This window comes from Escherichia sp. F1, from assembly GCF_046764225.1.
Taxonomy (GTDB): Bacteria; Pseudomonadota; Gammaproteobacteria; order Enterobacterales; family Enterobacteriaceae; genus Escherichia; species Escherichia coli.
The window spans coordinates 2699313-2711577 of record NZ_CP177202.1 but is presented as its reverse complement, the minus strand read 5'-3'; the positions used below and the strand labels follow the sequence as shown (position 1 = coordinate 2711577).

12 protein-coding genes and 1 other annotated feature (1 of these 13 running past the window's edge) are annotated in these 12265 nt (G+C 48.5%); of the genes, 8 read left to right on the top strand and 4 right to left on the bottom strand.

The annotated features are described in order from the left end of the window. Window positions 1-57, bottom strand: a sequence feature (Trp leader region); it reaches 37 nt to the left of the window's first position. Beyond that, complete coding sequence (gene trpL, locus ACK8NJ_RS13120) at window positions 34-78, bottom strand: trp operon leader peptide (protein WP_001700591.1); 45 nt, start codon at window positions 76-78, stop codon at window positions 34-36. It overlaps the preceding feature by 24 nt. 136 nt (window positions 79-214) lie before the next feature. Between trpL and rnm the strand changes: the two genes are divergently transcribed. The 6 genes from rnm to ACK8NJ_RS13090 all read left to right on the top strand — a co-directional run bounded on the left by rnm (window position 215) and on the right by ACK8NJ_RS13090 (window position 6235). Beyond that, window positions 215-1096 (top strand): RNase RNM, encoded by an 882-nt coding sequence (gene rnm / locus ACK8NJ_RS13115; protein ID WP_001285692.1) that lies wholly within the window; start codon window positions 215-217, stop codon window positions 1094-1096. Further along, on the top strand, window positions 1093-1713 hold the full coding sequence (locus tag ACK8NJ_RS13110) for an L-threonylcarbamoyladenylate synthase (protein WP_001295575.1): 621 nt from the start codon (window positions 1093-1095) through the stop codon (window positions 1711-1713). The genes rnm and ACK8NJ_RS13110 overlap by 4 nt, the downstream gene beginning before the upstream one ends. Window positions 1714-1740: 27 nt before the next feature. After that, entirely contained in the window at window positions 1741-3636 is a 1896-nt protein-coding gene (locus tag ACK8NJ_RS13105; protein ID WP_411961689.1) for a DUF2207 domain-containing protein, read from the top strand. Between the two features lie 210 nt (window positions 3637-3846). Further along, window positions 3847-4722 (top strand): 23S rRNA pseudouridine(2605) synthase RluB, encoded by an 876-nt coding sequence (rluB, locus tag ACK8NJ_RS13100; protein ID WP_001291206.1) that lies wholly within the window; start codon window positions 3847-3849, stop codon window positions 4720-4722. Window positions 4723-4891: 169 nt separating this feature from the next. After that, window positions 4892-5914 carry a hypothetical protein gene (locus ACK8NJ_RS13095; protein ID WP_000622028.1) on the top strand — a complete coding sequence of 341 codons (1023 nt, stop codon included), beginning with the start codon at window positions 4892-4894 and terminating at the stop codon, window positions 5912-5914. A 12-nt stretch (window positions 5915-5926) separates the two neighbouring features. Continuing rightward, entirely contained in the window at window positions 5927-6235 is a 309-nt protein-coding gene (locus tag ACK8NJ_RS13090; RefSeq protein WP_001000709.1) for a hypothetical protein, read from the top strand. 52 nt (window positions 6236-6287) lie between these two features. Here ACK8NJ_RS13090 and cobO read toward each other — a convergent pair whose 3' ends face one another. Together cobO and ACK8NJ_RS13080 are read right to left on the bottom strand one after the other, a co-directional pair. Continuing rightward, window positions 6288-6878, bottom strand: a complete 591-nt coding sequence (cobO, locus tag ACK8NJ_RS13085) for a cob(I)yrinic acid a,c-diamide adenosyltransferase (RefSeq protein WP_411961688.1) — start codon at window positions 6876-6878, stop codon at window positions 6288-6290. Further along, the gene (locus ACK8NJ_RS13080; protein WP_128880473.1) at window positions 6875-7633 is read right to left on the bottom strand and encodes a YciK family oxidoreductase; all 759 of its coding nucleotides are present in this window, start codon (window positions 7631-7633) and stop codon (window positions 6875-6877) included. Before ACK8NJ_RS13080 ends, cobO begins: the two co-directional genes overlap by 4 nt. A gap of 219 nt (window positions 7634-7852) precedes the next feature. Here ACK8NJ_RS13080 and sohB point away from each other — a divergent pair, with 219 nt between their 5' ends. Continuing rightward, window positions 7853-8902, top strand: a complete 1050-nt coding sequence (gene sohB, locus ACK8NJ_RS13075; RefSeq protein WP_328116164.1) for a protease SohB — start codon at window positions 7853-7855, stop codon at window positions 8900-8902. Window positions 8903-8937: 35 nt separating this feature from the next. Here sohB and ACK8NJ_RS13070 read toward each other — a convergent pair whose 3' ends face one another. Further along, the gene (locus tag ACK8NJ_RS13070) at window positions 8938-9189 is read right to left on the bottom strand and encodes a YciN family protein (protein ID WP_001031530.1); all 252 of its coding nucleotides are present in this window, start codon (window positions 9187-9189) and stop codon (window positions 8938-8940) included. Window positions 9190-9568: 379 nt separating this feature from the next. Between ACK8NJ_RS13070 and topA the strand changes: the two genes are divergently transcribed. Beyond that, entirely contained in the window at window positions 9569-12166 is a 2598-nt protein-coding gene (gene topA, locus ACK8NJ_RS13065; protein ID WP_411961687.1) for a type I DNA topoisomerase, read from the top strand. Window positions 12167-12265 lie beyond the last annotated feature (99 nt).

The window sequence follows — 12265 nt, the reverse complement described above, 5'->3', positions numbered from 1 at the left end:
ATTGCTTTACGCATGGTGAATACACTGCCCGTTTCAGGAAGTGCGCCACCAACCTTTCAGTACGAAAATTGCTTTCATTGTCGATACCCTTTTACGTGAACTTGCGTACTAGTTAACTGGTTCGATGATTAATTGTCAACAGCTCATTTCAGAATATTTGCCAGAACCGTTATGATGTCGGCGCAAAAAACATTATCCAGAACGGGAGTGCGCCTTGAGCGACACGAATTACGCAGTGATTTACGACCTGCACAGCCATACCACAGCTTCCGATGGCTGCCTGACGCCAGAAGCATTGGTGCACCGTGCAGTCGAGATGCGCGTCGGCACCCTGGCGATCACCGACCATGACACCACAGCTGCAATCTCACCAGCAAGAGAGGAAATTTCACGTTCGGGACTGGCGCTGAATCTTATTCCCGGCGTGGAAATCTCCACGGTCTGGGAAAATCATGAAATTCACATTGTCGGGCTGAATATTGATATTACTCATCCGCTAATGTGTGAGTTCCTCGCGCAGCAGACAGAACGGCGCAATCAGCGGGCGCAGCTGATTGCCGAAAGACTTGAAAAAGCGCAAATACCTGGGGCGCTGGAAGGCGCGCAACGACTGGCGCAGGGCGGTGCGGTGACGCGCGGTCATTTTGCGCGTTTCCTTGTGGAGTGCGGCAAAGCCAGTTCAATGGCGGATGTCTTTAAAAAATATCTGGCGCGCGGGAAAACCGGATACGTTCCGCCACAGTGGTGTACAATAGAACAAGCTATTGATGTCATTCATCATTCTGGCGGTAAGGCGGTGCTAGCTCATCCTGGGCGGTACAATCTTAGTGCTAAATGGCTGAAAAGATTGGTTGCGCATTTTGCCGAACACCACGGCGACGCGATGGAAGTCGCGCAGTGCCAGCAATCGCCCAATGAACGCACCCAGCTGGCCACACTTGCGCGTCAGCATCATTTATGGGCATCACAAGGATCTGATTTTCATCAGCCATGCCCGTGGATCGAACTGGGTCGTAAACTCTGGCTGCCGGCAGGCGTTGAAGGCGTCTGGCAGCTATGGGAACAGCCGCAGAACACCACAGAGAGGGAATTATGAGCCAGTTTTTTTATATTCATCCTGATAACCCGCAGCAACGTCTGATCAACCAGGCGGTGGAGATCGTGCGTAAAGGCGGGGTGATTGTTTATCCAACTGATTCCGGCTATGCGCTCGGCTGTAAAATTGAAGATAAAAACGCCATGGAGCGTATTTGTCGTATTCGCCAGCTGCCGGACGGTCACAACTTTACCCTGATGTGTCGCGATCTTTCTGAACTCTCGACCTATTCATTTGTCGATAACGTTGCGTTTCGTTTAATGAAAAACAACACGCCGGGCAACTATACCTTCATCCTGAAGGGGACGAAGGAAGTGCCACGCCGTCTGTTGCAGGAAAAACGCAAAACAATCGGTATGCGTGTGCCTTCTAACCCGATTGCGCAGGCGTTGCTTGAAGCACTGGGCGAACCGATGCTTTCCACTTCGCTAATGCTGCCAGGCAGCGAATTTACCGAATCCGATCCGGAAGAAATTAAAGACCGTCTGGAAAAACAGGTGGATTTGATTATTCACGGCGGCTATCTCGGGCAGAAACCAACAACGGTTATCGATCTTACTGATGATACGCCGGTCGTGGTGCGTGAAGGCGTAGGTGATGTGAAGCCTTTCTTATAACAAATTGCGTTCCACGGATGGAAGACTATGGCAGGGATATATCGCTGCATTTTGCTGTTGATAGTTGGGCTTTTTTTCTCTTCGTTGAGTTATCCGAAAAACACGGAGATCCCTTCTTATGAAGAAGGGATCTCGCTCTTTGATGTTGAAGCCACTCTGCAACCGGACGGGGTGCTCGACATCAAAGAGAACATTCATTTTCAGGCGCGAAATCAGCAGATTAAGCACGGATTTTATCGTGATTTACCACGACTATGGATGCAGCCTAATGGGGACGCTGCACTGCTGAACTATCATATTGTTGGCGTCACCCGTGATGGTATTCCTGAACCCTGGCATCTTGACTGGCATATCGGGTTAATGAGTATTGTCGTGGGCGATAAACAACGTTTCTTGCCTCAAGGCGACTATCATTATCAAATTCATTATCAGGTTAAAAATGCTTTCCTGCGTGAGGGAGATTCAGATCTGTTAATCTGGAACGTGACCGGTAACAAGTGGCCGTTTGAAATCTATAAGACCCGATTTTCTCTCCAGTTGCCTGATATGGCGGGTAATCCATTTAGCGAAATTGATCTCTTTACTGGAGAAGAGGGCGACACATATCGAAATGGCCGCATCCTTGAGGACGGAAGAATTGAATCCCGCGATCCGTTTTATCGTGAAGACTTCACGGTCCTCTACCGCTGGCCTCACGCTTTACTTGGTAATGCCCCAGCACCACAAACGACGAATATTTTCAGCCATCTTCTTTTACCCTCCACGTCATCGTTGTTAATTTGGTTTCCGTGTCTATTCCTGGTTTGTGGATGGTTATATCTCTGGAAGCGCAGGCCGCAATTTACGCCGGTAGATGTGATTGAAACCGATGTCATTCCGCCAGATTACACGCCCGGCATGTTACGTCTCGATGCGAAGCTGGTTTACGACGATAAAGGTTTTTGTGCCGATATCGTAAATCTGATTGTGAAAGGAAAAATTCATCTGGAAGATCAGTATGATAAGAACCAGCAAATCCTGATTCGTGTTAATGAAGGCGCGACCAGAAATAATGCGGTATTACTGCCCGCAGAGCAGTTATTACTGGAAGCGTTATTTCGTAAAGGCGATAAGGTCGTTCTTACGGGGAGACGCAACAGAGTCTTACGCAGGGCATTTTTACGGATGCAGAAATTTTATCTGCCGCGTAAAAAGTCTTCGTTTTACCGGCCTGATACGTTTTTGCAATGGGGCGGAATGGAGATATTGGCGGTCATTCTCTATGGTAACCTGAGTCCCGTAGGTTGGGCAGGAATGAGTCTGGTTGGCGATATGTTTATTATGATCTGCTGGCTTCTTCCTTTTTTATTTTGTTCCCTTGAGCTTTTGTTTGCCCGCGATGATGACAAGCCTTGCGTTAATCGTGTAATCATCACTTTGTTTTTACCGCTGATTTGTTCAGGCGTGGCCTTTTATTCTCTCTATATCAATGTCGGAGATGTATTCTTTTACTGGTATATGCCAGCGGGTTATTTTAGCGCTGTTGTCCTGACCGGTTATCTCACTGGCATGGGGTATATTTTTCTGCCAAAGTTTACCCAAACTGGGCAGCAACGTTATGCCCACGGTGAAGCTATCGTGAACTATCTTGCGCGTAAAGAGGCAGCAACACACAGTGGGCGGCGGCGGAAAGGGGAAACACGGAAACTGGATTACGCGTTGTTAGGTTGGGCGGTCTCGGCAAACCTTGGCAGAGAATGGGCAGCACGTATCACCCCATCACTCGCAGCGGCTGTTCGCGCCCCGGAAATAACCCGTAGTGGCGTTTTATTCTCATTGCAGACGCACCTGAGTTGCGGGGCCTATACCAGTTTGTTGGGGCGAAGCTATTCCGGTGGTGGTGCTGGCGGCGGTGCGGGTGGCGGAGGCGGTGGTGGTTGGTAACCAAATCGACGTTAATCGAAACAAGCTTTAACCATAAAGATAGTGTAGTATGTTGCGCCTCAAAGCCAGGCCGATAAACGTCGAGTCGTTTACTTAAGGCCTGACGAGTTCAAACAGACTTTACTATCAGTGAGTCAGATGTAAGTTCTGACTCACTGTTGCACAAAAGCATATCAGACGCCTGGGAAGGCGACACCAAAAGGAAGCTCTATGAGCGAAAAGCTACAGAAAGTGCTGGCGCGTGCCGGCCACGGTTCTCGCCGTGAAATCGAATCTATTATTGAAGCCGGTCGTGTGAGTGTTGATGGCAAAATTGCTAAACTCGGCGATCGTGTTGAAATTACCCCTGGATTGAAAATCCGTATCGATGGTCACCTGATTTCGGTACGTGAGTCCGCTGAACAAATTTGTCGCGTTCTGGCCTATTACAAACCGGAAGGTGAGTTGTGTACCCGTAACGATCCGGAAGGGCGTCCAACGGTGTTTGACCGTCTGCCAAAGCTGCGTGGCGCACGCTGGATTGCCGTAGGTCGTCTGGACGTTAACACCTGTGGTCTGTTGCTCTTCACCACCGACGGTGAACTGGCAAACCGTTTAATGCATCCAAGCCGTGAAGTTGAACGTGAATATGCCGTGCGTGTATTTGGTCAGGTTGACGACGCGAAACTGCGTGATTTGAGCCGTGGCGTGCAATTGGAAGATGGTCCGGCAGCCTTTAAAACCATCAAGTTCAGCGGTGGTGAAGGGATTAACCAGTGGTACAACGTGACTCTGACCGAAGGTCGTAACCGTGAGGTTCGTCGTCTTTGGGAAGCGGTTGGTGTGCAGGTAAGTCGCCTGATCCGTGTGCGTTACGGTGATATTCCACTGCCGAAAGGTCTGCCACGCGGCGGCTGGACAGAGCTGGATCTCGCTCAGACAAACTATCTGCGTGAACTGGTGGAACTGCCGCCAGAAACCAGCTCTAAAGTCGCTGTAGAAAAAGACCGTCGTCGCATGAAGGCGAATCAGATTCGTCGAGCGGTGAAACGTCACAGTCAGGTGAGCGGCGGTCGTCGTTCTGGTGGACGTAATAATAACGGTTAATTTAAGATAAGTATAAAATAAAGGCCCTGCGGGGCCTTTTCTTCATTTGAAGCATGATAAATAGTCGCAGTATTTTAATTTAATTTCATACTTGCTTATGAATAATACCCGGAAATAGCCACATTACTATTTAATTATCTGAGATAAACTCAACGTCAAGAGGTGGGTTATGATTAGATATAGTGGAATATTTCTATCGCTGTTAATGCTTTCAGGTTGTGCAACTGAAGCATTGAAAAACGAACAAGCTGAAACTGTTATTACTGCGGGTAACAAAGCAGTAGCGGCGAATGCAAGTTTCTTTAAACAATACTATGCTTCTCGTGAAAACTTCCTTGTTAATTTTTATGCGACTAATCCGGATTGTGCACCTCGACCAGATTATGAGGTAGTTATTGAAAACAGTACCAGTGATGAGTCATTATGTCAGCAACCTGGAGATAAGCACAAAAAATCTCAAGAAGATCTTTTTATTACAAAGATAGTCGCTACTGAAAAAGAAAGATTGCTGGCTTCTATGGAAATCATTAGCAGTATGAGTTCTTATGTCGAACTTTTGAATGAGGATTTAGATGTTAAAGACAGCAAACAGTTCATATTGCTTAAACAAGCTCTGGATCACGCGAATAATGCGGGGGCACTTCTGGGCATCAATGATGGTGGAACATTAACAAAATCTGCAGCAGCGGTTAAAGATTTAGTGGTTTATTTCAATGGGTTGTATAATACAAGGGTAAGCGCAGGGAATATAGGTAGTACGGTAAATAATCATTGGCAAAGAATAAAAAATGATCTAACTGATATACGAAACGATATCGCGACAAAAGGTAAACAAACTGGAAGAAATACCTTTGCGACGGTACATAATAATCTCGTTTATTACAATGCCTCCTTAAAAAAAGGAGGAGGTAATGAATTTAAGACATTGAAGAGCAGACAAGAATTCCTGGCTGCGATTATCAGTATTAATGAAACACGTCTTCGTGCAGCAGATCCAGCTATTCCAGCAATACAAGCACTGAACTCATTTCTTGACGAGGGGAATCACCTTAAGGATTTATACACTAATAAAATACGCACAGCGGCTGAACAAAAAAGGCTAAATGAAATATTACGCGCACAGGTCATTAGTGGGTTAAAGGCGTCTGAGGGGCTGGCAAAACTACTTATTGCCAGCGGAATAATGTTATAGGAGGGGCTTTTTATGAACGATGTACAAAACCGTAGAATATTGGCATTACTTGATATGCTGTATAATACTCTGGGCAACAAAACCACATGCAAGGTTTGTCATAAATATTTTATCCTTATCCTCACGGTGATGAACAATCTGACGATTAACTACGGTACTGAAACTTCGCCAGAGTTAAGCGGAATCAGTTATGAAGATGCCAATGCGTTAATTACTGAACTGATATTATTTATTGAAGATGTTGACGCTGAGAATCATGAAGCATATCCGGGACATTTGAATGAGATTAAACGGATTCTGAGTTTTGCTATTGCCGCTTGAATATAATTATGATTAAAGCACCTCAAGAGGCGATCTTTTGAGGTGCTTTCACTTAATAATCAATCCCTATTTGCGCCTTAACACCGGCATCAAACGCATGTTTGAGGGGGCGCAGCTCACTTACCGTATCCGCCAATTCAAGAATATCCCGATGACAACCACGACCCGTGATAATCACCGTCTGTTGATGTGGACGTTCATTTAACGCCTGCACCACTTCTTCCAGTGGCAAATAGTCATACGCCACCATATACGTCAGTTCATCGAGCAAAACCATATCCAGTGAAGGATCGGCAAGCATCCGCTTTGCATGTTGCCAGACTTCGCGACAGGCGGCGGTATCAGACTCGCGGTTTTGTGTATCCCAGGTAAAGCCCGTTGCCATCACCTGAAATTCAACGCCGTGTGGTTCCAGCAGATTTCGTTCGCCATTAGGCCAGGTGCCTTTAATAAACTGCACGACGCCCACTTTTTTTCCGTGACCAACTGCGCGTGTTGCCGTACCAAATGCCGCGGTGGTTTTGCCTTTTCCATTGCCGGTAAAGACGATGATAATACCGCGTTCATCCTGGGCCTGGGCCACACGAGCATCGACTTTTTCTTTCACTCGCTGCTGACGCTGTTGGTAGCGTTCATCACTCATTGGGAAATTCCTGGTTTACGGCCCGGTTGGGCGTCAAAGGTCATGCCGGTTTTACGGCGGCTGTCATCACCCATCAGCCAGAGGTAGAGCGGCATGATATCAGCGGGTGTTTTGAGTTTCTGTGGATCTTCGGTCGGGAATGCACTGGCCCGCATTGCGGTGCGCGTACCGCCTGGGTTAATACAGTTGACGCGCAGACGCTGCTGATATTCATCAGCCAGTACCTGCATCATCCCTTCGGTGGCAAATTTCGACGCTGCATATGCGCCCCAGTTTGCACGCCCCTGACGTCCAACGCTTGATGAAGTAAAGACCAGAGAACCGGCGTCCGATTTGAGTAATAAAGGAAGCAGTGCCTGGGTGAGCATGAAGGTGGCATTAACGTTGACCTGCATGACGTCCTGCCAGACCTGCGGATTTTGTTCGCTCATTGGGCAAACATCGCCGAGCAATCCGGCATTATGCAAAACACCATCCAGACGCGGATAATTAACGGCAATGCGTTGCGCCAGTTGTTGGCAATCTTCGGACGTGCAGGTCAGCAAATCGAGAATAAACCACTGTGGCTGACGCCCAGTTTCTTCGTTTATGTGGCTGGCTACCTGACGTAATTTTTCTTCATTACGGCCCAACAGAATCACTGTCGCACCATAGCGTGCATACGTCATCGCGGCTTCACGACCAATACCATCGCTGGCTCCCGTCACCAGGATAATGCGATCATTGAGTAAATCTTGTGTTGGCTGGTAATGCATGGCTACTCCTCAACGACGTTGTATGTCGCGCTGCCAGTGTACTTTATGACTTTGTGGCTTTATGCCTGAAACAGAAGGGCATTTCAATCAGCCTGGGGCGATAACACCGCAAAATGGATACTTTGTCATACTTTCGCTGCAATAACATCTCTGCGAGACGGCTTAACATGCCTGTTGTAAACTGTGAGCCAAAGCGTTGTTTAACCAAGGTGGGGACTCGTGGAATTGTTGTCTGAATATGGTTTGTTTTTGGCGAAAATCGTTACCGTTGTGCTAGCGATTGCGGCGATTGCCGCCATTATTGTCAATGTTGCTCAACGTAATAAACGCCAGCGTGGCGAGTTACGGGTCAACAATCTCAGCGAACAGTATAAGGAGATGAAAGAAGAACTGGCCGCGGCGCTGATGGACTCACATCAGCAAAAACAGTGGCACAAAGCGCAGAAGAAAAAGCACAAGCAAGAAGCGAAAGCAGCAAAAGCGAAAGCCAAACTGGGCGAGGTGGCAACTGACAGTAAACCTCGCGTCTGGGTGCTGGATTTTAAAGGCAGCATGGACGCCCATGAAGTGAACTCGCTACGTGAAGAGATAACGGCGGTACTCGCAGCATTCAAACCGCAGGATCAGGTTGTGCTCCGTCTGGAAAGCCCTGGTGGCATGGTGCATGGTTACGGGTTGGCGGCTTCGCAGCTGCAGCGTCTGCGTGATAAAAACATTCCTTTAACTGTTACGGTAGACAAAGTCGCTGCCAGCGGCGGTTACATGATGGCCTGTGTGGCGGACAAAATTGTTTCCGCACCGTTTGCTATTGTGGGTTCCATTGGCGTGGTGGCACAAATGCCCAACTTTAACCGCTTCCTGAAAAGCAAAGATATTGATATCGAACTGCACACCGCCGGGCAGTATAAGCGCACGCTGACGTTGCTGGGTGAAAATACCGAAGAAGGGCGGGAGAAATTCCGCGAAGAGTTGAACGAAACGCATCAGTTGTTTAAAGATTTTGTGAAGCGTATGCGTCCTTCTCTGGATATTGAACATGTGGCAACGGGTGAACACTGGTACGGACAACAGGCGGTTGAGAAAGGCCTGGTTGATGAAATCAACACCAGTGATGAAGTTATTCTTAGCCTGATGGAAGGCCGAGAAGTGGTCAATGTACGCTATATGCAACGTAAACGACTCATTGACCGATTCACCGGCAGCGCGGCAGAGAGCGCCGATCGATTGTTGTTACGCTGGTGGCAGCGAGGGCAAAAGCCATTGATGTAAAAGACAAACGCGAGGGTAAGACCTCGCGTTTTGCTTTAATCAACCAGATGATATTTTTCTGAAAGCACATGGGCCAGGTGTTTGAACATATTAAACACCGCGGTGCTTTTGGCTGTTGGCAATCCTTGTTCATCTAAAAAGTAGTCGCCGGTAAATACTAGCACGCCATTACGCTGCGTGACGCCGGTGGCTTCAATCCCTGCGAGCGTATCCTCATGCTCACGAATGATTTTGTTGGCCTCTTTCAACAGCGTCTCGCGGTCGATGGGTTGTGTCTCTTTGTTCATTATTTACTCCTTAAACAAGGACATTAGTCTACGCCAGGCATGGCTTGCAGACAAATATACCACGCTGGTGGCAAGAGCGCCTTACTGGCAACTTTGGATTTTGCATGCTAATAAAGTTGCGTATCGGATTTTATCAGGTACAGTGTGACGCTTTCGTCAATCTGGCAATAGATTTGCTTGACATTCGACCAAAATTCCGTCGTGCTATAGCGCCTGTAGGCCAAGACCTGTTAACTCAGTCACCTGAATTTTCGTGAACAGAGTCACGACAAGGGGTTGATATCCGCAGAGAGCGAGTCCATATCGGTAACTCGTTGCCAGTGGAAGGTTTATCAACGTGCGACGCATTCCTGGAAGAATCAAATTAGGTAAGGTGAATATGGGTAAAGCTCTTGTCATCGTTGAGTCCCCGGCAAAAGCCAAAACGATCAACAAGTATCTGGGTAGTGACTACGTGGTGAAATCCAGCGTCGGTCACATCCGCGATTTGCCGACCAGTGGCTCAGCTGCCAAAAAGAGTGCCGACTCTACCTCCACCAAGACGGCTAAAAAGCCTAAAAAGGATGAACGTGGCGCTCTCGTCAACCGTATGGGGGTTGACCCGTGGCACAATTGGGAGGCGCACTATGAAGTGTTGCCTGGTAAAGAGAAGGTCGTCTCTGAACTGAAACAACTGGCTGAAAAAGCCGACCACATCTATCTCGCAACCGACCTTGACCGCGAAGGGGAAGCCATTGCATGGCACCTGCGGGAAGTGATTGGTGGTGATGATGCGCGCTATAGCCGAGTGGTGTTTAACGAAATTACTAAAAACGCGATCCGCCAGGCATTTAACAAACCAGGTGAGCTGAATATTGATCGTGTTAATGCCCAGCAGGCGCGTCGCTTTATGGACCGCGTGGTGGGGTATATGGTTTCGCCGCTGCTGTGGAAAAAGATCGCTCGTGGTCTGTCTGCCGGTCGTGTGCAGTCGGTGGCGGTCCGCCTGGTGGTCGAGCGTGAGCGTGAAATTAAAGCGTTCGTACCGGAAGAGTTCTGGGAAGTCGATGCCAGCACGACCACGCCATCTGGTGAAGCGTTGGCGTTGCAGGTGACTCATCAGAACGACAAACCGTTCCGTCCGGTCAACAAAGAACAAACTCAGGCTGCGGTAAGTCTGCTGGAAAAAGCGCGCTACAGCGTGCTGGAACGTGAAGACAAACCGACAACCAGTAAACCTGGCGCTCCTTTTATTACCTCTACGCTGCAACAAGCTGCCAGCACCCGTCTTGGTTTTGGCGTGAAAAAAACCATGATGATGGCGCAGCGTTTGTATGAAGCTGGCTATATCACATACATGCGTACCGACTCCACCAACCTGAGTCAGGACGCGGTAAATATGGTTCGCGGTTATATCAGCGATAATTTTGGTAAGAAATATCTGCCGGAAAGTCCGAATCAGTACGCCAGCAAAGAAAACTCACAGGAAGCGCACGAAGCGATTCGTCCTTCTGACGTCAATGTGATGGCGGAATCGCTGAAGGATATGGAAGCAGATGCGCAGAAACTGTACCAGTTAATCTGGCGTCAGTTCGTTGCCTGCCAGATGACCCCAGCGAAATATGACTCCACGACGCTGACCGTTGGTGCGGGCGATTTCCGCCTGAAAGCACGCGGTCGTATTTTGCGCTTTGATGGCTGGACGAAAGTGATGCCTGCGCTGCGTAAAGGCGATGAAGATCGTATCTTACCGGCAGTCGATAAAGGCGATGCTTTGACACTCGTTGAACTGACACCAGCCCAGCACTTTACCAAGCCGCCAGCCCGTTTCAGTGAAGCATCGCTGGTTAAAGAGCTGGAAAAACGCGGTATCGGTCGTCCGTCTACCTATGCGTCGATCATTTCGACCATTCAGGATCGTGGCTATGTGCGAGTAGAAAATCGTCGTTTCTACGCGGAAAAAATGGGTGAAATTGTCACCGATCGCCTGGAAGAGAATTTCCGTGAGTTAATGAACTACGACTTTACCGCGCAGATGGAAAACAGCCTCGACCAGGTGGCAAATCACGAAGCAGAGTGGAAAGCTGTACTGGATCACTTCTTCTCGGATTTCACCCAGCAGTTAGATAAAGCTGAAAAAGATCCGGAAGAGGGTGGTATGCGCCCGAACCAGATGGTTCTGACCAGCATCGACTGCCCGACCTGTGGTCGCAAAATGGGTATTCGCACAGCGAGCACCGGGGTATTCCTTGGTTGTTCTGGCTATGCGCTGCCACCGAAAGAGCGTTGCAAAACCACCATCAACCTGGTTCCGGAAAACGAAGTGCTGAACGTGCTGGAAGGCGAAGACGCTGAAACCAACGCGCTGCGCGCAAAACGTCGTTGCCCGAAATGCGGCACGGCGATGGACAGCTATCTCATCGATCCGAAACGTAAGTTGCATGTCTGTGGTAATAACCCAACCTGCGACGGTTACGAGATCGAAGAGGGCGAATTCCGCATTAAAGGTTATGACGGCCCGATCGTTGAGTGTGAAAAATGTGGTTCTGAAATGCACCTGAAAATGGGGCGTTTCGGTAAATACATGGCCTGCACCAACGAAGAGTGTAAAAACACGCGTAAGATTTTACGTAACGGCGAAGTGGCTCCACCGAAAGAAGATCCGGTACCATTACCGGAGCTGCCGTGCGAAAAATCAGATGCCTATTTCGTGCTGCGTGACGGTGCTGCCGGTGTGTTCCTGGCGGCCAATACCTTCCCGAAATCGCGTGAAACACGTGCGCCACTGGTGGAAGAGCTTTATCGCTTCCGCGACCGTCTGCCGGAAAAACTGCGTTATCTGGCCGATGCGCCACAGCAGGATCCGGAAGGTAATAAGACCATGGTTCGCTTTAGCCGTAAAACCAAACAGCAATATGTCTCTTCGGAAAAAGACGGAAAGGCGACTGGCTGGTCAGCATTTTATGTTGATGGCAAATGGGTTGAAGCGAAAAAATAACCTTTAATTCTGTCAGGTTTTTATAAGCAAAGGGTCGCGAAAGCGGCCCTTTTTTATTGCATATTATTTTTTCTTCACACCTATACACTAAGGCTATAA